The sequence below is a fragment of the Pseudomonas sp. NPDC099000 genome, from assembly GCF_044759925.1.
In the GTDB taxonomy this organism is placed as follows: Bacteria; Pseudomonadota; Gammaproteobacteria; order Pseudomonadales; family Pseudomonadaceae; genus Aquipseudomonas.
Map to the genome: position 1 here is coordinate 11135 of NZ_JBIWAF010000043.1, position 24353 is coordinate 35487.

A 24353-nucleotide genomic window follows, 5' to 3' on the forward strand; every position below is an offset into this window, starting at 1 on the left:
ACGGCGGCCAATGACGTCTACAACAACGGCAGCACTGTCAGCACCACCATCACCGGGACCACCGGCGGCAATTTCGAGCAGCTGACCCCGAGCACCACGCCAGCGGTCACCACCGTTACCGACTCAGTCGACAACACCGGCTTGAGCCTCACCGCCACCGGCACCGTCGTCGAAGGCGGCCAGATCACTTACACCGCCACCCTGACCAACCCGGCCGGCACGCCGATGACCGTGACCTTGAGCAATGGCTCGGTCATTACCATCGACGCGGGCAAGACCACCGGCAGCGTGACCGTCGATACGGCGGCCAATGACGTCTACAACAACGGCAGCACTGTCAGCACCACCATCACCGGGACCACCGGCGGCAATTTCGAGCAGCTGACCCCGAGCACCGAGCCGGCGCTGACCACTATTACCGATTCGAAGGATGACACCGGCCTGAGCCTGTCGGCGTCCCCAGATGTGGCCGAGGGCGGTCAGATTCTGTACACCGCGACCCTGACCAATCCGGCCGGCACGCCCGTCACCGTCACCCTTTCGAACGGCGCGGTGATCACCATCGCGGCCGGCGCCACCACTGGCAGCGTGAGCGTCCCGGCTCCGGCCGATGACGTCTATAAAGATGCCGGCAAGGTCGAAGCGACCATCAAGGACGCTACGGGCGGCAACTTCGAAAACCTGGTGCCGAGCACTGTTCCGGCAGTCACCGACATTACCGACACCGTGGACTCGTCGACTGTCAGTCTGACCGCGACTTCGTCTGTGGCTGAAGGTGGGACCGTTGTTTACACCGCGTCCGTCACCGCACCAGTGACCGGCTCGCCGGTCGTCGTGACCCTTTCGAATGGCCAGACCATCACCATTCCGGTCGGTTCGAGCAGTGGCAGCGTCAACTTCGTCGCGCCGAACGATGCCTTGGCTGGTGGCAGTTCGCTGAGTGTGAAAATCGACGACGCCAAGGGCGGCAATTACGAGAAGCTTGACGTCGATGGCAAGTCGGCGGACACCTCGGTCACTGATTCTGCGGACACCACCACTCTGAGCCTGACTGCGACGGATTCCGTGGCCGAAGGCGGTTCGATCGTTTACACCGCAAACCTGACGAACGCGGCAGACACGCCGGTGACTGTGACCCTGAGCAATGGCTCGGTGATCACCATCGCCGCCGGCGCCACCAGCGGCTCCGTGACCGTCAAGGCACCAGCCGATGACGTCTACAAAGATGCCGGCAAAGTCGAAGCAACCATCAAGGACGCTACCGGCGGCAACTTTGAAAACCTGGTGAAAGACCCGGCTGCGGCCGTGACTGACGTGACCGACACCGTCGACACGTCGACCGTGAGCCTGACCGCGACTTCGTCCGTGGCTGAAGGCGGCACCGTGGTGTACACCGCGTCCGTGACCGCTCCGGTCACCGGTTCGCCAGTGGTTGTGAGCCTCTCGAATGGCCAGACCATCACCATTCCTGTTGGCGCCAGCAGTGCCAGCGTGAACTACGTTGCACCGAATGATGCCCTCGCTGGCGGTGGTTCGCTGAGCGTCAAGATTGATGATGCCAAGGGCGGTAACTACGAGAAGCTGGACGTCGATGGCAAGTCGGCGGACACCTCGGTCACTGATTCTGCGGACACCACCACTCTGAGCCTGACTGCGACGGATTCCGTGGCCGAAGGCGGTTCGATCGTTTACACCGCAAACCTGACGAACGCCGCCGGCACGCCAGTCACCGTGACCTTGAGCAATGGTGCCGTAATCACCATCGCCGCCGGCGCCACCAGCGGTTCCGTAACCGTCAAAGCCCCGGCCGATGACGTCTACAAAGACGCCGGCAAAGTCGAAGCGACCATCAAGGACGCAACTGGCGGCAACTTCGAAAACCTTGTGAAAGACCCGGCAGCCGCCGTCACCAGCGTCACCGACACCCTCGACACGTCGACCGTCACCCTGACGGCCACCAGCACTGTGGCTGAAGGTGGCACCGTGGTTTACACCGCCTCGGTCGGCGCACCTGTCACCGGTTCGCCTGTGATCGTGACGCTGGCCAACGGTCAGACCATCACCATTGCGGTCGGCGCCAGCAGCGGCACCGTCAACGCCGTGGTCTCGAACGATGTGCTGAGCGGCCACGCGCCGGTCAGTAATTCGATCACCAACGTCAGCGGCGGCAACTACGAAAATCTGGTCGCCGATAAAACCCCGGTCAGCACTACGGTGACCGACACCGTCGCCACCACCACCCTGTCGCTGACTGCCACTGGTAACGTCAACGAGGGTGGCTCGATCGTCTACATCGCGACCCTGACCCATGCGGCCGGCACTCCGGTCACCGTGACCCTGAGCAACGGTGCCGTGATCACCATTGCAGCCGGTAAAACCACTGGCACCGTGACCGTCGACGCACCGAAAGACGACGTTTACAAAGACGCTGGCAAACTGGAAGTCACCATCAAGGACGCTGCTGGCGGCAACTTCGAGAACCTGGTTACCAGCCCGAATCCGGCCGTGACCAACGTCGCTGACACCACTAACACCACACAACTGACCCTCAGCGCTGATAAGTCTGTGCTCGAAGGTTCGCACATCACCTACACCGCGACCCTGACCAACGCCGCGCAAACCCCGGTGACCGTCAAGCTGAGCAACGGCGAGACCATCACCATCGCGGCTGGCAAGACCAGCGGTTCGGTCACCCTCGCGGCGCCAAGCGACGACGTCTATAAGGATGCCGGCAAGATTACCGTCAAGATGACTGACGCCAGCGGTGGCAACTTCGAAAAACTCGACATCAGCAAGGCATCCGTGACCACCACCGTCAAAGACACGGTGGACACGACGTCCCTGTCCCTGTCGGCCAGCCACACCGTGAGCGAAGGTGGCCAGATCACCTACACCGCCACCCTGAGCAACCCGACGGACACGGCGATGACCGTGAAGTTGAGCAACGGCGCGGTAATCAACATCGCCGCCGGCGCCACCGCCGGTTCGGTCAATTTCGCTGCACCGGCCAACACGCCGCACATCGATGGCGGCAAAGTCCAGACAACGATTGCCAGCCACAACGGCGGCAACTTCGAAAAAGTCGTCACCGATCATTCGCCGGCGGTCACCACCGTCACCGATTCGGCCGACACCACCGGCCTGAGCCTGAGCGCCACCGGTTCGGTCGCCGAGGGTGGTTCGATCGTCTACACCGCGACCTTGACCAATGCCGCCGGTACAGCGATGACCGTGACGTTGAGCAACGGTGCGGTGATCAACATCGCCAAGGGCGCCACCACCGGTTCGGTGAACTTCGCCGCACCCAAGGATGATGTCTACAAAGACGCGGGCAAAGTCGACGCCAGCATCACCAAGACCACCGGTGGCAACTTCGAAAACCTGGTGGCCGACAAGACGCCAGCCGTCACCGACGTGACCGACACCATCAACAACAGCACCGTCTCCCTGACTGCCACGGCCAGCACGGTCGAAGGCGGCACGGTGGTTTACACCGCGTCGGTCAATGCACCAGTGACCGGTTCGCCGGTGGTGGTGGCGTTGTCCAACGGCCAGTTCATCACCATTCCGGTCGGTGCGAGTTCGGGTACCGTGAACTTCGTTGCACCGAACGACGCCTTGGCGGGCGGTGGTTCGCTGAGCGTGAAAATCGACGGCACCACTGGCGGCAACTACGAAAACCTGGTGGCGAATCAAACCCCGGCGGTCACCTCGGTGACCGACGTCAAGGACACCACCACCCTGAGCCTGAGCGCTTCGGATTCGGTGGCTGAAGGCGGTTCCATCGTCTACACCGCGACGCTCACCAACGCTGCCGGCACCCCGGTCACCGTGAACCTGTCGAACGGTGCCGTGATCACCATCGCGGCTGGCGCGACGGTCGGCTCCGTGACCGTCAAGGCGCCTGCCGATGACGTCTACAAAGATGCCGGCAAAGTCGAAGCGACTATCAAGGATGCCACCGGCGGTAATTTCGAAAACCTTGTCACCAGCCCGGCAGCAGCAGTTACTGAAGTCACTGACACGATCAATACATCGACAGTCAGTCTGACGGCAACTTCCTCTGTCGCCGAAGGCGGCAACGTGGTCTACACCGCTTCCGTCACCGCGCCGGTCACCGGTTCGCCGGTCGTCGTGACCTTGTCCAATGGCGAAAAAATCACCATTGCGGTCGGCGAAAGCAACGCCTCGATCACTGTCAAAGCGCCGAACGATGCAGTGGTCGGCCACGAACCGCTGACCAATGCCATCAAGGAAGTCACGGGCGGCAATTACGAGAACCTGGTCGCCGACAAGACCCCGACCTCGACCGCCATCAGTGACACCCTGGACACCACCAAAGTGACCATGACCGCCAGCGACTACGTGGTCGAAGGCGGCACCATCACTTACACCGTCAACCTCAGCAACGCCGCTGGCACGGACATGACGGTCAAACTGAGCAACGGCGAGAGCGTCGTGATCAAGGCCGGTGACAAGTCCGGTTTCATCACCATCCCGGCGCCGGCCGATGACGTCTACAAGGACGGCAGCAAAATCACCGTCGGCATCGCCAGCACCGACGGCGGCAATTTCGAAAAACTCGACGTCAGCAAAACCACACACACAACGACCGTCAACGACACCGTCGACACCACCACGCTGAAACTCAGCGCCGATGTGAGCACCGTCGGCGAAGGTGGCCAGATCACCTACACCGCCACGTTGAGCCATCCAGCCGACACGGCGATGACCGTGACCCTGAACAACGGCCTGGTGATCAACATCAAGGCCGGCGAGTCCAGCGGCTCGGCGCCGTACACCGTGCCGAATGACGTCTACACCGGCGCCTCGCCCGTCCGGGCAGCGATCGCAGAGAGCTCTGGCGGCAACTTCGAAAAACTTGATACCGACCGCTCGGCCGTCGTCACCAAAGTGACCGACAGCGCGGACACCACGACGTTGAGCTTGAGCGCGACTGATTCCGTGGCTGAAGGCGGTTCGATTGTTTACACGGCGAACCTGACCCACGCGGCTGGTTCGCCAGTGATCGTCTCCCTGAGCAACGGCGCGGTGATCACCATCGCCGCTGGCGCGACCAGTGGAGCCGTGACCGTCAAGGCGCCGGCCGATGACGTCTACAAAGACGCCGGCAAGGTCGAGGCGACCATCAAAGACGCCACTGGCGGCAACTTCGAGAACCTGATCAAGGACCCAGCGGCAGCGGTAACGGATGTGACCGACACGGTCGACACCTCGACCGTCAGCCTGACGGCCAACAGCACCGTGGCCGAAGGCGGCACCGTGGTTTACACCGCATCCGTCACGGCTCCAGTGACTGGCTCGCCGGTCGTCGTGAGCTTGTCCAACGGCCAGACCATCACCATTCCGGTCGGTTCGAGTAGCGCCAGCGTGAACTACGTTGCGCCGAACGATGCCCTCGCCGGTGGCGGTTCCCTGAGCGTCAATATCGACGACGCCAAGGGCGGCAACTACGAGAAGCTGGACGTCGACGGCAAGTCGGCGGACACCTCCGTCACTGACTCAGCTGACACTACGACTATCAGCCTGAGCGCGACGGATTCCGTGGCCGAAGGCGGCTCGATCGTCTACACCGCGAACCTGACCCATGCGGCCGGCACTCCTGTGACCGTGACCCTGAGCAACGGCGCGACCATTACCATCGACGCCGGCAAAACCACCGGCACCGTGAGCTTTGATGCGCCGAAAGACGACGTTTACAAAGACGCCGGCACTGTTCAGGCGACCATCAGCAACGCCACCGGTGGCAATTTCGAAAACCTGGTCAAAGACCCGGCCGCCGCCGTCACCAATGTCACCGACACCCTCGACAGGACCGAAGTCAGCCTCACCGGCAGCACTTCGGTGACCGAAGGCCAGACCGCCAGCTACACCGTCAGCCTGACGAGCCCGGCGCAGACCGAAGTCACCCTGAAGATCACCTACAGCGGCACCGCTGCGGACGGTTCGGACTTCACCGGTGTGTACACCGTGAAAATTCCGGCGGGTGCCAGCACGGCGAATTTCAACGTCGCGACCCTGGACGACAGGATCACCGAAGGCACCGAAAACTTCGTGGTCAAGATCGACTCGGCCACCGGCGGCAACTTCGAGAACCTGGCGATCAGCGCGACCAACGGCAGCATCAGCACCGCGATCGTCGACAACGACGCGCCGCCCGTGCTCGACCTGGACGCCAACAACTCCAGCGGCGCCACCGGTGCCAACTACAACGTGACCTTCACCGAAGGCACCACGGGCCAAGGCGTATCGATCGGCGACACCGACCTGAAAATCACCGACCCGGACAGCACGATGCTGACCGGCGCGACCATCGTGCTGACCAACCGTCAGCCGGGGGATGCGCTGAACCTGGGCAACAGCGTCAACGGCATCACCATCAATGCCAACAGCAAGGACGGCACCGTCACGCTGACGCTGTCCGGCAATGCGACGCTGGCCGACTACATGCAGCAGATCAAGAACATCAGTTTCACCAACAGCAGTGAAGACCCGAGCACCGTGCCGCGGATCATCACCGTGACGGTGACCGATGGCAGCAACTACTCCAACACCGCGACCACCACCGTCAACGTCGTGGCAGTCAACGATGCACCGACCGCCGCGCCGGTTAACATCACCGGCACCGAAGACACGCCGCTGATCCTCGGCTGGTCGACCTTTGGCGTCAGCGATGTCGACAGTCCGGCCGCCAGCCTCGGCGTGAAAATCACCGGCCTGCCGGGCGAAGGCAAATTGCAGTACCTGAACGGTTCGACCTGGACCGACGTGACGACCAATCAGACCCTGTCCAAGGCTGACATCGACGCGGGTAAAGTGCGCTTCCTGCCGGACGCCAACGAATCCGGCACCAATGGCTACGGCGGCACCGGCGTGGGCAACAATCTGGCGGACTACGCGCAGATCAAGTTCCAGCCAACCGACGGTTCGCTGCTGGGCAACACCGGCACGATCAAAATCGACATCACGCCGGTTGCTGACGCGCCGTCCTTGAGCGTTGCGGACAACAGCGTCAAATCCACCGGGCTGATCAAGGAAGTCTGGACCGGCTTGTCGGGCCTCGGCACCGATGGCAACGGCGCAGCGTCGAACACCCTGAAGTCGGTGATCGATGCCGCCGGCAAACCGAACAGCAGCACCACCGTGACCAACGTGCAGTCCGACGGCAGCGTGACCGCTGGCACCGCGTCGAAAACGTCCGGCCTGATCTACCTCGAAGCCGGCAAGACTTACACCTTCAGCGGCACCGGCGATGACAGCCTGCTGGTGACCATCGGCGGCAAGAACGTCGCGGCCATCACCTGGGGTGCGGGCGGCAACCTGAACGGTTCGTTCATCCCGACCACCAGCGGTTACTACACGCTGGACATCTACCACCACAACCAGAACGGCCCGGGCAGCTATGACGTCAACCTGTCGGTCAACGGCGGGGCGGCGGTCGACCTGAGCAGCGCGGGCGTGCCGTTGTACACCGGCGTTGCAGACCTGGCCGCTTCCGGCGTGACCGTTTCCGACTTGCACGGCACCAACGGCGAAGGCTACTACGACGGCTACAAGCTCAACGAAGCGGCCGAAGGCACCCGCGTCCACCTGTCTGCGATCAAGACTGCGCTCACGGACACTGACGGCTCCGAAAGTCTGATCGTGAAGATCAGCGGCATCCCGGCAGGCTCAGTGCTCACCGATGGCGCCGGCCACACCTTCACCGCCAGCACCTCGGCGGGTGAAGCCAACGTCACCGGATGGAACCTCGGCTCCCTGACCGTGACCCCGCCGCCGTACTACAACGGCCAGTTCAACCTGACCGTGACCTCGACCTCCACCGAGGCCCTCGGCGGCTCGGCGGCCAGCACCGCGACGATCCCGGTCACGGTTTACCCGGCGGTCTACAACGCCATTACCGCCACAGCGGCCGATGACACCATCACCGGCACCGACGGCAACGACATCATGGTCGCCGACATCGGCGGGCTGACCGTGGTGCCGGGTACCAACTACAACATCGCGTTTATGGTCGACAGTTCGGGCAGCATGAGCGCGTCGTCGATCAGCGCCGCCAAGGACTCGCTGACCGCAGTGTTCAACACGCTCAAGCAGAGCATGGGTGGAAACTCCGGCACCGTGAACATCTTCCTCGCGGACTTCGATAACCAGGTCAACAAGTCTGTTTCGGTGAACCTGAACGATCCGAATGCGCTGATCCTGCTCAAAGCGGTGCTGGATTCCATGGCGTCCGGCGGCGGCACCAACTACGAGGACGTGTTCAAAACCACGGCGAACTGGTTCCAGAGTGCCGACGCCATGGCCAACACTGGGGCGAAGAACCTTACGTACTTCATCACCGACGGCAAGCCGACCTACTACCAGAGCGGTGAATCGACCAACCCGACCCTGTTCGGCGGCGTGAAGCTCGATGACGTCATCACCACCACCAATTACAAGTTGGGGCAGACCTACTCCGGTTATCTGGACAGCACTCACTACCTGACCATCGATAACTCCGGCACCGTCACGCTGCAGACGTACAAGAACTCATGGGGCGGTTACTGGAGCAGTTCCGAACTGGGCACCATTCGCGCTGAAGGCAACGGCACTTACGAGCTGTCCTATCGCGACGGCAATGGCAGCAGCACCGGCTCCAGCGCCATCGACAACTCGACCAGCAGTTTCGCGCTGCTGGACAAGGTGTCGACGGTGGAAGCCATCGGCCTGAACAAAGACGTCACCCTCAGCGACCTCAAGCCGTACGACTCGGACAAGACGCCGCAAACCAACATCGATCCGAAAGACCTGGCCAACTCGATCATCGGTCACACCGAAGCGACCCTGCCAGGTTCCGACACAGTCAATGGCGGCAATGGTAACGACCTCCTGTTCGGCGACCTGGTGAGCTTCAACGGCATCGCCGGCGAGGGTTATCAGGCGATGCAGGCGTTCGTCGCCAAAGAAACCGGCGTGGACGTCAGCAAAGTCACCACCAGCAACGTGCACCAGTTCATCACCGAGCACTACAGCGCATTCGATGTGTCCGGTGCCCATGATGGCAACGACACGCTGTTGGGTGGTGCGGGCAATGACATTCTCTTCGGCTCGGGGGGCAATGACCTGCTCGACGGCGGCAAGGGCAATGACATCCTGCTCGGCGGCTCGGGTAACGATTCGCTGATGGGCGGCCAGGGCAACGACATCCTGATTGGCGGTTCGGGCGCCGACACCTTCGTCTGGAAGGCTGGCGACACCGGCAGCGACGTGATCAAGGACTTCAAGGCCAGCGAAGGTGACCGCATCGACCTGCGCGATCTGCTGCAAGGCGAAACCGGCAGCACCATCGACAACTTCCTGAAGATCAGCACCGTGGATGGCGTGTCGTCGCTGCAAGTCAGCTCCGGCGGCAAGTTCAACTCGGGCGATGCGGCCGCCGCAACGCCGGATGTGACGATCAAACTGGAAGGCAACAACTGGTCCAGCGCCAACATTCACACGTTGATTGCCGGGAGTGACCCGACCATCAAAGTCGATCACAACAACAGCTGATCCCACGAAAAACGGCCGCCTTTATGGGGCGGCCGTTGCGTTTTCGCCCATCCCCCCGGTGACGATTTCGTCGCCGCACCGCATACTCGCGTCCAGTTGGCCTATGCTGCTGACAGCATGACGCTGGTTCATTTCTGAGGGATGCTCAATGTTCTACGTGCAACGCGATGCGCAAGGTCAGTTAGTGCGCGTGGAAGCCGCGGCCTACGCCGAGGCCACGGAAACGCTGCCGGCCGACCACCATGAAATCCAGGCCTGGTATGCCAACGAAGTGATGGAAACCAGCCTCAAACAGCTCAAGCAGAGCGACCTGGAAATGATCCGGGTACTCGACGACTTGATCCAGGTGCTGACCAGCAAAGGCGTGATCCGCGTCACCGACCTGCCGGCCGCCGCCCAGGCCAAGCTGATGGACCGGACCCAGGCGCGTGAGGCGTTGGGTGGGTTGAGTCATCTGATTGATGATGATGAGACGGGGTTGATTTAAGCCCACACGCCGATCGTTCCCACGCTCTGCGTGGGAATGCCTCTAGGGACGCTCCGCGTTCCGGCCTCGCCGCCTGCATTGCGCCTGGCAACGATGTGACGCAGAGCGTCACGGGCTGCATCCCCACGCAGAGCGTGGGAACGATCAGTGGGTTAGCTCCAGGGCTTCGGCTCACCAAACAACTGCCCTTGAACCCCATACAACCCCATCTCCCGAATCACCAGCAACTCCCCTTCGGTCTCCACCCGCTCGGCAATTAACGGCAGATCAATGCTATGTGCCGCCCGCTGGATCGCCTCGATAAACAGGCGCTTGTCGCTTTCCTGATCAATCGCGCGGATGTAACTGCCGTCGATTTTCAGATACGCCAACCCCAGCCGCGCCAGGTTGCCGATCATGCTGAAGCGCCCGCCAAACCGTTGCAGGCTCAACGAGAACCCAAGCTCACGCAGACGCCGCGTCAGTTCTTCCAGCATCGCTTGTTCGGGCAGTTGCTCCTCGCCGATTTCCAGGGTCAGCCGCGATCCGAGATCGGAGTGAACACGCAAAATCTCGAAGACTTTATTCAGTGCCTGCGGATCGGCCAACGTCGCCGAAGACAGGTTCAGCGCCAGCGACTCTTCATGCTCGGCCATCTGCTCAAGCACCAGCTCCAACATCAGCCGATCCAGGCGCGCGGTCCAGCCAAAGCGCTCGAGCCACGGCAGGAAGCGCCCGGCGGGAATGGTCTGGCCGACGTCGTCGATCAACCGCGATAGCACCTTGTAATGCAGCACCAGTTGCGTGTCCTGGCTCGCCACCACCGGTTGGAAATACAACTTGAAACGCCGCTGATTCAACGCCTGATCCAGCAAGTTGTTCCAGGCATGATGGTCATCCCCGACGCTGGCCGAGGCACTGTGATCGAGACATGCCCAGCTCTGTTCGCCCTGACCTTCAGCCTGAGCCAACGCCTGATCGCCCAGCCCCAACACGGCCTGCGGTGAGTCGCCGTGAACAAACGGCGCAAGACCGATCGACGCGACCGAGGCCACGTCAGTGGCGCCGGTCGCATGCAGGCTGGCCAAGGCACTGTCGAGGTTCTGCGCCAGTTGCAGCGCCTCTTCGCGCACCAGCCCCGGCGCCAGCACGGCAAATTCACCACCGCGGATACGTGTGACGAGGTTCTGCGTTTCCGGGTACTTGGCGCACTCGCGGGAAAGTTGCTCGCCCACGGCTTGCAACAATTGGTCGGTGCGCTGACCGCCCAGTCGCTGGTTCAAACCGGCCAGGTCCTTGACCCGCAACAGCAGCAGATAACCCGAACTCGCCTGCTCCGGATTGCTCACCCTGGCGTTCAACTGCATCTCGAAATAGCGACGGTTGGCCAGCCCCGTGAGGTTGTCCTGGTAGGACTCGACCCGCAGTTTTTCGCTGCGCTCGGCCTGTTCCTGAAACAGCGCCTTGAGCTTCTCGACCATCTGATTCATGGCCTGCACCACACGGCGCAGTTCCGGTGTGCGCGGCAGTTCCGGCAGGCTGAGGAATTCGCGGCGAGCAATGGCGTGGGATTGCTTGACCATATAGTCCAGCGGTTTCAGTTGTCGACGCAGCAACAGCGCGCCCAACACTGCGCTCACGGCACCGCAGATCAGCAACCAGCCGAGGCTGCCCAATGCGCTCTGCCACAGTTTGGCCAATGCGAACATCGGATGGCTGACCACCTCGACCCGCGCCGCCTGCTCCCAGCCACGGCTGACCAGCGCATCGCCACCGGCCGGTTCCAGGCCGATCATTTTGACGAACCAGTCCGGCACGTTGTTCACCGCTGGAATGCCGCTGCGCTCGACGATGGCCTGGTCAGTCTTGAGGTCGACCACGCGGATGCTCGCGTAATACCCGCTGTCGAAGATCGAACTGACCAGCAACTCGACCATCGCGGGGTCGTCGATGTTCGGCGTCAGGGACAGCGCCAGTGCCGTCGCGGCGTCCTGGGCGTGGGAGCGCAACTGGTTAACGTACTGGGTGCGCGAGCTTTCCAGGCTGACCACGAAGCTGCCGGTGAAGGCGACCACCAGGAACAGACAGATAGCGATCAACAGCTGTTTGAACAAAGACATCTGAGCGCGTGCTCCTAGTTAGTCGTCTCGACCGGGAAACCTTCGGCCTGCATTTTCTTCAACACGTCCTGCCAGCGAGACAGGCGCTTGGTATCACCGACCTTCTTGTTGCCCTTGGCGCCCGGCAACCACAACCCTTCGGCATTGAAAGAGTAGACCGGCAGCAAGTCGGTTCGTTGGCTGGCCGGTTTTATTGCATCGATCAGGCTGTCGAGGACCAGCGGCATGGCCTCGGGGCTCGAGTAGTAAGTCAGCACCATGTGCGCGCGGTTCAGGCGTAGAGCCTTGACGTAGGTGATGCGCAGCTTGTCACTGGAAACGCCGAGATGGCGCAGGCTGAAATACTTGGCGATCGCATAGTCTTCGCAGTCGCCGGCGCCCTTCCACAGGGCTTCGATGGGTGTTTCCCAATAATCGACCTCGTGCCACAGGTCGATGTCTTCAACGTAACGCACCTGCTTGTTGAAAAACTGGTTGACCACATTGAGCTGTTCCAGCTCGCTGACCTGTTTTTGCGTCGCCAGCAACTGCTGCCAGGCATCGATGCGCGGCTTCCCGTCGCCCAATGGCCCATACAAGGCCTGTGCCTTGCGGCTGATCAGCGAAAAATCCCAATCGGCATGCAGCCCGCCCAGCATGACGCCGGCCAGCAGCAACGCGCAGCACAGCCAGCGCAAAGTCCGAGGGATCGCGAAACGTACCGCCAATGCGAGGCATCCAGGTCAGGCAGGTGGAATTCGGTTGATGGTGCAGGTTAGTCCGTTAAAAGACAATGGCACGGTGCAATCACTGGCGACGCGCTAGACTTTGAATGGTGAGTGACATGAAAAGTCGCGGACTGCGATCTTTTGTCCGTTTGACAAGCAGCATGGCAGTCACTAGTGTCCATTTGGATCCAAATATTTCAGCCAATCAGGGTGCGTAGTCGTGACACAAAAGCCCAACCCCCTCAGCAGCATCAAGGTCAACGGGCCGATTCCCGCTCACCTCGCACGTTCGGTGATCGAAGAAACCCTGCGTTCGGCCATTCTCGACGGACGCATTCCCTGCGGCACCGCTTTGCGCCAGCAAGATCTGGCCGACCTGTTCGGTGTCAGCCGTATGCCGGTGCGCGAAGCCTTGCGCCAACTTGAAGCCCAGTCGCTGCTGAATGTCATCGCCCATAAAGGCGCGGTGGTTGCACCGCTGGTCCAGGGTGATGCCGTCGAAACTTATGCGTTACGGATTCTGCTGGAATCCGAGGCGCTGCGCCTGTCGGTTCCCTTGCTTGATACAAAGGATTTCGAAGACGGTGCCCGCTATATCGATAGCATGGAAACAGAACACGACTACGCCGAGATCGGACGGCTCAATCGCCTGTTTCACATGTCGCTCTACAGCAAGGCGCCTAACCATCGGCTCTTGAGACTGATTGAAGACGGCTTGAACGAAGAGGAACGCTTCCTGCGCTTCAACCTGGAAGCCATGGGCCTGGGCAAATTATCCCAGGAAGACCACCGAGCACTGTTGCTGGCCGTCGAAGACCGCGACATCGAGCGTTCGGTGAAGCTGCTCGAGCACCACCTCAATCGCGGTGTCGAGGTCATCACGCGCTACCTCAACAGCCCTGAAGCGCTGAACAAGAAAACCTCCAGGTAAACCCCGGCGCCAAGCCTGAGCGCGCAGTTCGAACTGCGCGCCGCGTTTGCCGTGAATAATGTCCTTACACATCCCCCGCTTCAGCGACCGCACCTCCCCTCCCAAGCCTGCCTTCGATTGACCTCCCTCAAGTTCCATCAATACGCCAGCAAAGATGACGTCCGGGCGATAGCGGCGGCCGTGATTTACGCTCACTCTTGGGCTGCCAACGAATAATGAACGGGCGACGCACCGCCATGGCGGCGCAGTCCTCGCACCAAGAACCTACGGAAGGAGTCTTGTCACGGGAAAGGAAGCACCGGCGTCAATCCCAGCCAACTTCCACCCCCTTGAAGCATTCAACGGAACAACTTTGAAAGTTGCTTTGAGTGAGGCATTCACTCTTTATTTGAATTTTGACGATACTTCGCCGAAAGGAGCAACTACGCCCAAATAAAACTAGCTCTTATAGTTTTATTGGAACTTGTCGCGCGCAAGAAAACCCAACTTGCAAATAATATAAAAATAACTTGCCCGACACTTTATTCGTGTATTAGTTTTTGTCCGCCGCCAATAAACACGGCACCAAAACGACTGCATCGCACTTGATGACATCAATTTAATTGAGGCATCCGCTCGCCAACAAAAAACGTTAAACGACCGTCACTTATTGATCACAACACCCTTAACGGCATTTCCAGATCACTTATAGGCTCGCTCATGAAAACGAATAAAGAACGCCTCAACCAGAAGAAAGCAGAACTTAGTGCACACCCGATCTTCTCTGAAATACATTCACTCTCGGTACTTCAGCGCTTCATGGAAACCCATGTCTTTGCGGTGTGGGATTTCATGTCGCTGACCAAACGCCTGCAACAGGAACTGACCTGCGTTCAACTGCCTTGGTTGCCGCCGCGAGATCCACAGGCCGCGCGTCTTATCAATGAGATTGTGCTGGGTGAAGAGTCCGATGATCGGCCGGCCCAAGGTCATTACAGTCATTTTGAGTTGTACCTGGATGCGATGCGCGAAGTCGGTGCCAGCACGGTCGCCGTGGAACGCTTCGTGGCGTTGCAACAGGAAGGCGTGAGTTACGACGTGGCGTTGCAAAGCGTTGATGTCGACCCGGCGGCTGCGCAGTTCGTCCGGCACACCTTGCACACCGCGCTGCATGCACCGGGACATAGCGTTGCCGCAGCGTTTTTGCATGGTCGTGAGAGCGTTATTCCTCAGATGTTCCAGCGGATTCTCGACGACTGGGGCATCGGCATCGAGCAAGCGCCAACCTTCCGGTACTACCTGGAGCGGCACATCGAAGTCGACTCAGAGGACCACGGCCCGGCAGCAGAAAAACTCCTCGCACGGCTGGTCAATGGCGATTCGCAACGCGAAGAAGACGTCTACGCCAGCGCCATTGCCGCCGTGGAAAGCCGCATCGCCCTGTGGGACGGCCTGCGCCTGAGCATGAGCGAACCGGTCGCAGAGGTGAACGCATGAACGCCGCCGACTACCAGTCCTTCGCCGACGCCTGGGAAAGCCGCGCGACCATCCGCACACGGCCCCGGCGGGTGCTGGAGAACGATGACAAGCTGATCTACCCGTTGAGCCGCCAACCACTGGTGCTGAGTGAAACCTTCCTGCGTGAATGCCCGGAACAACGGGACTTCGCGCTGGTGCAGACGCTCTACAAATTCATCAACGACGTGGTGATTTTCGAAACCGAAATCGTCGACAAGACCGCCCGCAGCATCGCCAAGAATCGCTTCGCCGTGGCGTTCCCGTTTGCCTGTCGCTATGACGCCATGACCGTGGTGGTGGACGAGGATTACCACGCGCTGGTGGCCATGGACTTCATGCAGCAGACCGTCGCCATGACCGGCATCACGCCGATCCGGCTGCCGGATGAAATCGAGCTGAGCCGGGCGATTCCGGCGGCCGTGGCCCTTGCACCGGAGCATTTGCGCAGCGCCGTGGAACTGATCTGTGTGGCCATCGCCGAGAACACCGTGACCGGCGATGTGGCGGCGTTCGCCAAGGACGACACGGTCAAGCAGTCGATCAAGGGCCTGATGGCCGATCACTTGCTCGACGAGGGCCGCCACTCCGGGTTCTGGTCGCGGATGGTGCGCATTTATTGGCATACCGCGAGCGAATACGACCGCCAGCTCATCGCGCAAATCCTGCCGGTGTTCATCGGCCATTACCTGACCAACGACATCCAGAAGTCCTTCGACTTCCGCTTGATCGAAGCCTTGCAGATCAGCGACGCGGCACGCCAGGCACTCAAGAACGAAATCTCGGGGCTGGCCTTCCCGATCAATCGTCACCACCCACTGGTCGCCAACATCGTGCGGTTTTTCCGCAGCAGTTCGCTGCTGGATTCGCCGTGCGTACAAGACGCCCTCAGCGACTACCTGGTTTAACGAGGAGAACATCATGAGACGTCTCGACATTCTGCTCATTGGGCAAAGCCAGGCCTTGACCGACCTGGCGCTGGAGCTTGAACAACAGGGTCATTCGCTGGTGCGGCTCGAGGCGTTCGAGGAGACGCCGTCGTTCGATCTGCTGATTGACGACGCCAGCCAGGCGTTTTCAGTCCCGGGTGATGCGCCGCATCTGACACTGCAACTGGGAATTGGCGTGCCAAGCGTCTCTGGGCTACCGCCGATGGACCTGCTGTGCATGCAGGGATCGACGCTGTTCACGCGCGTGCCGATTGCCGATGAACCATCTGGAAACGGCCAGGCGTTGCGCCTGCGAGCGGTAGCGGAACTGGTGGACCATGTCACGCTGCTGGTCAGCCGATTCTCCCGGGATGCAGAATATTTTTTGCACGCTGAACCGGCTGCTCACGCTCACTTTGAGCGCGTGGAAAACCTGCTGTTTTTAGAGCGCCTGGCCTTCACTCATCAACTCAACAACACGGCTCAACCGTGGCTGCAAGAACTCGCCCGGATCCCGATGATCGAGCGCCTCGAACAGCGCTTCATCAAGTCCGCCGAACGACCCGCGCTGAACATCGAAGGTACATCGCTGAGCTATCGGCAATTGCACGCCCAGAGCCGTGCGATTCAGCAACGCTTGCTGCCGTTGCTCGCTCAGCATCAAGGGCCCTTGGTGGTCGGGATTTGTCTGCCAAAATGCAGTGCTCTGTATGCAGGGATCCTGGCGACTCTGGGCAGCGGCGCGGTGTATTTGCCGCTGGAGCCGAGCCATCCGCTGCAACGTCAGCAGTACATCCTTTCGAATGCCGGGGCGGTGTTGTTGCTGCATGACGGGCAACACCCCCTCGCCGACGTAATGCCGGGGCTGGACATCAGCTGCATCGACTTTGATGACGTGGACCTCAGCCAACCCTTGATGCGCCAGCGCCCCGACCTCGATGCGCCGTGCATGGCGCTCTACACCTCGGGCACCACCGGGCATCCCAAAGGCGTGCTGCTCAGCCAGGCCAATCTCGCGCACTTCACCGCGTGGTATGCCGACTATGTGCAGCTGACCGAACACAGTCGGGCCTTGCAGTTTTCGTCGTTGAGTTTCGACTCGTCACTGATCGATATTTTCCCGACTCTGCTTCAGGGCGCCGAACTGATCGTGCCGAGCGACGACCAGCGCCGCGATCCGTTGCAACTGGTCGAGCTGATTCGCCATCAACGCCTCAGCCATGCGTTTTTACCTCCGGCGCTGTTGAGCATTCTGCCGCTGGATCAGCTGCAGGTCCTGGATCACGTGATGACCGGCGGCGATGTCTGCGAACCCTACGTCATCGAGCAGCTCACCCGTCAGGGCAACCTCTACAACCTCTATGGCCCGACCGAAGCCACGGTGCTGATCACCGCGCGCCAACTGCGCGCTGGCGACAGCAACCGTACCCTCGGGGCGCCGATTGCCAACAGCCAGGTACTGATTCTCGACGAAGCGTTTCAGCCGGTGGCCGAGCAGACCGTCGGTGAGTTGTACATCGTCGGGCCGGGTGTGTGCCTGGGCTATCTGAACAACCCGCAGCAGACCGCCGAGCGCTACCTGGACTTGAACTTGCCGGACGGCCAGCGCCTGCGCGCCTACCGTACCGGTGACATGGCGAAATGGACCCGCGACGGCATCGAGCTGTGCGGACGGCGGGACAATCAGGTGAAAATCCGCGGCTTTCGCGTCGAGCCGGAAGAGATCGAACGCTGCCTGCGCGACAGTCAGTTGTACCGTCAGGTGGCGGTGGTCATCGACAGCCAACGTCGGATTCTGGCGTTCCTCGCGCAACCTCAGGAGGACCAACCGGGTGTTGCTCGCGAAGCCTTGAAGGCTCATGCGATGCAGTTTTTGCCGGACTACATGCAACCCGGCGCCTGGACCGAACTGCCGAGCATGCCGTTCGCCAGTAACGGCAAAGTCGACCGCAAAGCGCTGCTGGCGATGCCGGTGAATGTTACCGAAAACACGGCGCGGCGCTTGCCCGCCAGTGCCGATGAAGCGCTGTTGCTGGAGATCTGGGCTGAGCTGCTGGAGCTGCCGGCCAGCGATATTTCGACCGACGAAAGCTTCTTCAATCTGGGCGGCCACTCGATTCTGTTGTCACGGATGCTGCTGCGATTGCGAGAGGAATTCGGCCGCAGCATCTCGATCAACCGCTTCATTGAATTGCCGACCATTGCGAAGCTGGCGACGTTGGTGCGCGGCTCCGGCACCGAGGAAGTCCTGAGCGCGCAAGCGCTGGCGGATGCCTTCCGCGAGCTGGATATTCAGCCGCTGCCCATCAGCCGTATGGGCGATGTGCACAAGGTGATCGTCACTGGCGCCAACAGTTTTGTCGGTGTGCACATCGTCGAGGCGTTGCTGGCGTGGGGCGTCAGTGAAGTCGCCTGCCTGGTGCGCGATGGCGGCGGGCAATCGGCGGCGGAGCGCTTCGCTCATGCGTTGCGGGAAAACCGTCTGGAGCACCTGGACCTGAGTCGGGTGCAGGTTTACGCGGCGGACATTACGCGCCCGGCATTGGGACTCGATGCGGACGTTTACGAGCGCCTCGATCGAGAGTTCGGCGCGCTGGTGCACAACGCCGCCAACGTCAATCACGTGCTCGATTACGAGTCGCTGGTGAGGGACAACGTCGAGCCGATTTTCGAATGCCTTCGGCTGTGCGAGGGGCGCAGCAAGAAGATCTTCAACTTCGTTTCCACACTCTCGGCGTCCAGCACGATTGCCGAAGATGGCCGGGTGCTGGAATTACCCGCAGCGCAGACGCCGCCGATCTACATCAAGAACGGCTACAACCTGTCCAAGTGGGTCGGCGAACGAATCCTCGAACGAGCGCGTGAACTTGGGGTGAGGGTCAATCTTTATCGCCCCGGCAATATCAGCTTCAACAGCCTGACCGGCGTCTGTCAGCCGCACAAAAATCGCTTGATGCTGATGCTCAAGGGCTCGATCCAGCTCGGCCAGGTGCCGGAGTTCGCGCTGAACTTTGATCTGATGCCGGTGGACTTTCTCGCTCGCTTTATCGGCTTCCATGCCAGCCGTTATTCGCCTGAAAAAGCGGTGTTCAACCTGCACAACCCCGAACCTTTGAGCTGGGACGATTATGTCGCGTCATTCCGTGAGGCCGGCCGGGAATTCTCCATGGTCAGCGTCGCCGACTGGCAGCAGCAACTTGGCCGAGTCGACAGCGACAACGCGCTGTTCGGCGTACTCGGTTTCTACCTCAACGGCTTCGAGGAAGACATCGGCGACATCTCGATGATCGGCCACGACAACGCCCAGGCCGGCGTTCGGCAGATGGGCGCGCACTACCCGGAAAAATCCCCGGCGCTGCTGCGTCGCGGCTGCGACTACCTCAAAGAAATCAATTTCATCTGACTCACTCAACCGGAGCAAAACCATGAAAACCCTGCAACCCGATACCCTGATCAAAAACCCTCAAGGTTGCCACGTCGTGTCTTCAGTGGAAGTGCCGGCGGATGCCTCGCAGGTCTGGGCGGTGGTCGGCAACTTTGCCGGCTTCGATCAATTCATTCCGGCGCTTTCGCACATCGAGATGACGGGCGAAGGCGTATCGTCACTGCGCAAGAAGATCTTCAAGGACGGCAACGTGGTGGTCGAGCAACTCAACTCGCGGGATGACCAGGCGCTGAACATGACGTGGACCACCATTTACAACACGCTGGGTGTGGCCAACTTGTGGGCGGCGATGAGTGTTGAACCGCTAGGCACGGGCAAGTCGCGGGCGACCTGGACCATCATTGCCGAACCAGCGCAGGGAGGTGCCGAGGCGTTGCCGGGGTTCAAGGAGTTTGTGCAGGGGTTTGCGGATGATGCGATGAGTAATGTGTTGAAGCTGTTTGTGTAGGGCTTTGGTTCAGCGGTGATTGTTGTACCGCTTTCGCGAGCAAGCCCGCTCCCACAGTATTGCGGTCGTACACAAATCTTGTGTTCGCCGAAAATCCTGTGGGAGCGGGCTTGCCCGCGATTGACCCATAACGCGATCAGATCTTGAAGCTGTCCACCAACTGCTTCAACCGGTTCGCCTGCAACGACAACGCATCACAATCCTTCAACGTTTCATTGAGGTTCGCCACGCTCTGCTGGTTCAGCAAGTTGATCTGGTTAACGTCGACGTTGAGGGTTTCCACCACCGCCGTCTGCTCTTCGGTCGCCGCCGCCACCGACTGGTTCATGCCGTCGATTTCGCCGATACGCTGGGTCACGCTGACCAGACGCAGACCGGCCTGGTTCGCCACTTCGACGCTCTCTTCGCTGGAGACCTGACTGGCGTTCATGGTCGTCACCGCTTCGCGAGAACCGATCTGCAGCGAGGTGATCATCTTGTGAATCTCTTCCGCCGACTCCTGCGTGCGATGCGCCAGGTTGCGCACTTCGTCCGCCACAACCGCAAAACCACGGCCGGCTTCACCGGCACGCGCCGCTTCGATGGCGGCGTTGAGCGCGAGCAAGTTGGTCTGTTGGGAGATGCCTTTGATCACATCGAGAATGTGCCCGATGTTGTCAGTGCTCGCGTTCAGGGTTTCGATCTGGGTGCAGGACAGGCTGATTTTCTGCGACAGCTCGGTCATGGCCAGGATGGTTTTCTCCACCACCTGACGGCCGTCGTCCGCCTGCTCGCTCGCACCGCTGGCGTGCTGCGAAGCATCGGCGGCATTGCGGGCGATTTCCTGGGTGGCGGCGCCCAATTGGTTGATGGCGGCGGCCACGCTGTTGGTGCGTGCGCTTTGTTCGTCTGAGCCGATGATCGAGGCGTTGGACGATGCCATCACCCGTTGCGACAAATCGTGGACTTGACGGGTCGCCGAGGACACCTCGGAAATCGACGCGTGAATCCGTTCCACGAACTGGTTGAACGAACCGCCCAACTCGCCGAATTCGTCTTTGCTTTCCACGGACAGACGACGGGTCAGGTCGCCTTCACCCTGGGCGATGTCCTGCATCGCGCGGCCCATGGTGGTCAGCGGACGCATCAGCACATTGATCAGCAGGCTCAGCAGCCCCGCAATAACGCTGACGGCGATGAACATGGCGATCAGCGCCGAGGTGCGGAATTGGCTCAGTGGTGCGTAGGCCTTGTCCTTGTCGATCGACAGACCGATGTACCACTCGGCATTCGGCAAATCGCTCACCGGGGTGAACGAGAGGATGCGGTCCTGCTTGTTCAGAGTGACGTCCTGATTGCCCTTCTCGATGCGCACGCCAGAATTCGGGTAGATGTCTTTCAGGTTTTTCATCACCTGGTCTTTGTCCGGGCTGACGATCACCTGACCGTCGGCGCTGACCAGGAACGCGTGGCCGATGCCACCGAAGTCCACCGAGTTGATGATCTTCACCAGGGTTTCCAGACTCAGATCACCGCCGACCACGCCGAGCAATTCGCCGTTCTTTTTCACCGGCATGGCGATCGTCACCACCAAGCCACCGACGGCGGCCATGTACGGCGGCGTCAGCATGGTCTTGTCGGCTGCCACGGCTTGTTTGTACCACGGGCGCTGACGCGGATCGTATCCGTCCGGCATCTTCGCGTCGGGGCGTTGAGTGAACACACCATTGGCCTGGCCAACGTAGGTGAACTGGAAGTTCGAGGTGAAGGCCGGTTGATCAACCAGGCCCGGAAGGTCCGCGTTGGCGCCTTGATGAGCGACGTTCTGTGCGAGGTTTTCCAGGACCAGCACACGGCCGCTCATCCAGTTCTGCACGCTACTGGCGGTCAGGTCGCCGGCTTGCTGGACAGAGGACTCGAGGTTTTGCCGGATGGTGTTTCGCTGCAGATAATCGTTGTACAAAGTGAACAACGCAAAAGCCAGCACCACGACGCCGGAGGCGGCCAGAAGGATTTTATGGCTGAACTTGAGATTCATTTCATGGGACTTCTTATGCAAAAAGTGGGGATGCGTTCCAGGTGCAACATTCCATGTAACAGCGCAGGCGGCATTCTTCGGCCGCTCTACTTTGGTGCACGCATGTCTCTCCAGTCTGTCGGCACCAATCAGAGAAATCTTAGGGGTTTGTAAGAAATGCCCGGTATTCCCGCCGAACGGCGTGCCAGAGCTGTTGAATTGTTTTTTTGTGATAACAGTTGTTCGACCGGCAGTTGCAAACTCCGTAACCCTTGATGACAATGCGACCAATTATCATTTGTGACGTTCAGGCTTTCGCGTTCATGTCCTCTCCTGAGTTTGCAGTACAGTCATCCGCATGCTTGAAGGACTTAAGCCGAAAGTGCGTCAGGCATTTCTGGCGCTGTGCGAAGCACTTACCCACAAGCAGATTGCCGAGCAGATGGGTTTATCCCTGCGTTCGGTGGAGCGTTAAGTCGCTGATGCGCTGTATCACTGTTATCTCTTGCGGTATGAAGCTTGATGCCTGTGGATAACTCGTCACTTCACCGGCGCGGTGAACCTCATCAGCAGGTGGTCAAACAGGCCATCAATTGGCTGCTGCGACTGCGCAACAACGCGACCAATCCGAGGCTGCGCCAGGAATGCGACGTCTGGCGCGCGGAGCATTTAGAACACGAATTGGCGTGGCAGCGGGTGCAGTCCCTGCAAGCCGAGCTGAGCAGCAATCTGCGCGCCGTGCCCGGTGCTCAAGTCGCCTTAAACACATTGGAAAACAGTGCCCAGGGATTGGGACGACGACAGGCTCTGAAGTTGCTGTCGGGTGCATTGCTGATGGGTTCGGCGGCTTGGCTGGGAAAGGATGCGGTGGGTTGGCAACAATGGACCGCCGACTTCGCCACTGCCACGGGTGAGCGACGCGGCTTCCAACTACTCGACGGCACACGCCTGGAGCTCAACACCGCCAGCGCGGTGGATCTCGACTACACCGCGCAGCAACGGCTGATCAAGCTGACTCGCGGCGAGATCATCGTGACCTGTGGCGGGATCGACGAAGCGTCTCCATTTGATCGACCATTGCGGGTGCACAGTCGTCACGGCGTATATGAAGGTGTGGGGGCGCGGTTCATCCTGCGTCAGGACAATGATTGCACACGGCTCAGTGTCACCAGCGGCATGGTCGCGATTCATTCGCCGCGGGGCGCCGACGGTGAGTCGATTCGGGTACAGGCCGGACAGAGTTATTTGATCGATCACCACCAGGCGAAACTGGCTGCGCTGCTGGATATGGATGCCGGCGCGTGGGTCGATGGTCTGATCGTCACACGTAACATGCGCCTGGGGGATTTTCTCAATGAAGTCGCACGCTACCGGCACGGTTATCTGACGTGCTCATCGGACATTGCCGACTTGCGGCTGTCCGGAGTCTTCCGCCTGGAGAACACCGACAGGCTGCTGGCCATCCTGCCGCAAACCCTGCCCGTGCAGTTGGGCTACCGCACTCGCTGGTGGGTGACGCTGGAGCGGCAAGTCTGAATTATTTTTGGCGGGTTTTCCGTGCAAGCGCGGCTTAGTCAGTAAGCACTGCAACTCTGACTTCGGCGACTTCCTACGGAAGCCTACAATTTCTGTGCGCTCCATCGGTAAGAACCTTCCTTGTTTCACTGCGGACACCTGCATTTTGCGCCACGCCGTTCGCGCGGCGCTGTTCTCTACCGCGCTGGGTGTCGCCTTATTGCCAACAGTTGCCGTTGCGGCGCAGGGCAGCGAAGCCAGCAGCCATCGCTACAACATCGGCGCCGGTCCATTGAACGATGTACTCAACCAGTTTGCGCGCAATGCTGATACCGAGGCCCATGGTAAGTCCTCGCTGTTCTCCATGGTACAGACGGGCGACTACTCGGGCAGGAGATCGCCGGGCAGGGCACCTTGGGAGAACGTTTTTACAAGCTGCAATTGCCGATACACGGAGGGCGAATCATCGGGTTCACCGGGCAAGTCTTGATTGCCGTGTTGGGTGTTTTGATTGCAGGTTGTCGGTGACCGGGATCTATATCTGGCGGCGCAAGTTGCTGGCTCGTCAAAGCAGTAAGGTGCGCAAAAGGTAGTCTCGAGGGAAGCTTATTAAGGCTGCAGAAAGACAAAACCCCTGTCTGCGTTAGCAGACAGGGGTTTCGGAATTCAATCTTGACGATGACCTACTCTCACATGGGGAAACCCCACACTACCATCGGCGATGCATCGTTTCACTGCTGAGTTCGG

General features: G+C 60.4%; 11 protein-coding genes and 2 pseudogenes. 10 read left to right on the plus strand and 3 right to left on the minus strand.

Going from position 1 to position 24353, the window contains the following annotated elements; all coding sequences use genetic code 11:
- Nucleotides 1-9555 (plus strand): immunoglobulin-like domain-containing protein (locus tag ACIQV9_RS27685; protein ID WP_403108197.1); only part of this gene is annotated, 9555 nt, incomplete at its 5' end.
- 148 nt (nucleotides 9556-9703) lie between these two features.
- Entirely contained in the window at nucleotides 9704-10042 is a 339-nt protein-coding gene (locus tag ACIQV9_RS27690; RefSeq protein ID WP_109627175.1) for a tryptophan synthase subunit beta, read from the plus strand.
- A 152-nt stretch (nucleotides 10043-10194) separates the two neighbouring features.
- Here ACIQV9_RS27690 and lapD read toward each other — a convergent pair whose 3' ends face one another.
- Both lapD and lapG read right to left on the minus strand, forming a co-directional pair.
- Nucleotides 10195-12141, minus strand: coding sequence for a cyclic di-GMP receptor LapD (gene lapD, locus ACIQV9_RS27695; protein ID WP_403108198.1), 1947 nt, complete (start codon nucleotides 12139-12141; stop codon nucleotides 10195-10197).
- A gap of 14 nt (nucleotides 12142-12155) precedes the next feature.
- On the minus strand, nucleotides 12156-12848 hold the full coding sequence (gene lapG / locus ACIQV9_RS27700; RefSeq protein ID WP_403108201.1) for a cysteine protease LapG: 693 nt from the start codon (nucleotides 12846-12848) through the stop codon (nucleotides 12156-12158).
- Between the two features lie 220 nt (nucleotides 12849-13068).
- On the opposite strand from lapG, the gene ACIQV9_RS27705 reads away from it, so the two are divergent.
- The 5 genes from ACIQV9_RS27705 to ACIQV9_RS27725 all read left to right on the plus strand — a co-directional run bounded on the left by ACIQV9_RS27705 (nucleotide 13069) and on the right by ACIQV9_RS27725 (nucleotide 20095).
- On the plus strand, nucleotides 13069-13779 hold the full coding sequence (locus ACIQV9_RS27705; protein ID WP_403108203.1) for a GntR family transcriptional regulator: 711 nt from the start codon (nucleotides 13069-13071) through the stop codon (nucleotides 13777-13779).
- A gap of 699 nt (nucleotides 13780-14478) precedes the next feature.
- Nucleotides 14479-15255: a DUF3050 domain-containing protein gene (locus ACIQV9_RS27710; protein WP_403108206.1), complete on the plus strand. Its 777-nt coding sequence runs from the start codon at nucleotides 14479-14481 to the stop codon at nucleotides 15253-15255.
- Nucleotides 15252-16181 (plus strand): diiron oxygenase, encoded by a 930-nt coding sequence (locus ACIQV9_RS27715; RefSeq protein WP_403108209.1) that lies wholly within the window; start codon nucleotides 15252-15254, stop codon nucleotides 16179-16181. The genes ACIQV9_RS27710 and ACIQV9_RS27715 overlap by 4 nt, the downstream gene beginning before the upstream one ends.
- 13 nt (nucleotides 16182-16194) lie before the next feature.
- Complete coding sequence (locus ACIQV9_RS27720; RefSeq protein WP_403108211.1) at nucleotides 16195-19605, plus strand: amino acid adenylation domain-containing protein; 3411 nt, start codon at nucleotides 16195-16197, stop codon at nucleotides 19603-19605.
- Nucleotides 19606-19627: 22 nt separating this feature from the next.
- A complete protein-coding gene (locus ACIQV9_RS27725) occupies nucleotides 19628-20095 on the plus strand; it encodes an SRPBCC family protein (RefSeq protein ID WP_403108213.1) in 468 nt (155 codons plus the stop codon).
- A gap of 136 nt (nucleotides 20096-20231) precedes the next feature.
- Here the strand turns inward: ACIQV9_RS27725 and ACIQV9_RS27730 are convergent, their stop codons facing one another.
- Nucleotides 20232-22112, minus strand: coding sequence for a methyl-accepting chemotaxis protein (locus ACIQV9_RS27730; RefSeq protein WP_403108216.1), 1881 nt, complete (start codon nucleotides 22110-22112; stop codon nucleotides 20232-20234).
- Nucleotides 22113-22440: 328 nt separating this feature from the next.
- Between ACIQV9_RS27730 and ACIQV9_RS27735 the strand changes: the two are divergent.
- From ACIQV9_RS27735 to ACIQV9_RS27745, 3 genes and pseudogenes are all read left to right on the plus strand, one after another.
- Nucleotides 22441-22566: pseudogene (locus ACIQV9_RS27735) on the plus strand (sigma factor-like helix-turn-helix DNA-binding protein); the annotation flags it as partial.
- 47 nt (nucleotides 22567-22613) lie between these two features.
- Nucleotides 22614-23627, plus strand: coding sequence for a FecR domain-containing protein (locus tag ACIQV9_RS27740; RefSeq protein ID WP_403108219.1), 1014 nt, complete (start codon nucleotides 22614-22616; stop codon nucleotides 23625-23627).
- Between the two features lie 217 nt (nucleotides 23628-23844).
- Nucleotides 23845-24199, plus strand: a pseudogene (locus tag ACIQV9_RS27745) (PepSY domain-containing protein); the annotation flags it as partial.
- Nucleotides 24200-24353 lie beyond the last annotated feature (154 nt).

Excerpts from the sequence above, each read along its gene's own strand:
- ACIQV9_RS27690 (WP_109627175.1), top strand. The coding sequence starts at position 9,704 with ATGTTCTACGTGCAACGCGATGCGCAAGGTCAGTTAGTGCGCGTGGAA.
- lapD (WP_403108198.1), bottom strand. The coding sequence starts at position 12,141 with ATGTCTTTGTTCAAACAGCTGTTGATCGCTATCTGTCTGTTCCTGGTG.
- ACIQV9_RS27710 (WP_403108206.1), top strand. The coding sequence starts at position 14,479 with ATGAAAACGAATAAAGAACGCCTCAACCAGAAGAAAGCAGAACTTAGT.
- ACIQV9_RS27715 (WP_403108209.1), top strand. The coding sequence starts at position 15,252 with ATGAACGCCGCCGACTACCAGTCCTTCGCCGACGCCTGGGAAAGCCGC.
- ACIQV9_RS27720 (WP_403108211.1), top strand. The coding sequence starts at position 16,195 with ATGAGACGTCTCGACATTCTGCTCATTGGGCAAAGCCAGGCCTTGACC.
- ACIQV9_RS27725 (WP_403108213.1), top strand. The coding sequence starts at position 19,628 with ATGAAAACCCTGCAACCCGATACCCTGATCAAAAACCCTCAAGGTTGC.
- ACIQV9_RS27730 (WP_403108216.1), bottom strand. The coding sequence starts at position 22,112 with ATGAATCTCAAGTTCAGCCATAAAATCCTTCTGGCCGCCTCCGGCGTC.
- ACIQV9_RS27740 (WP_403108219.1), top strand. The coding sequence starts at position 22,614 with ATGCCTGTGGATAACTCGTCACTTCACCGGCGCGGTGAACCTCATCAG.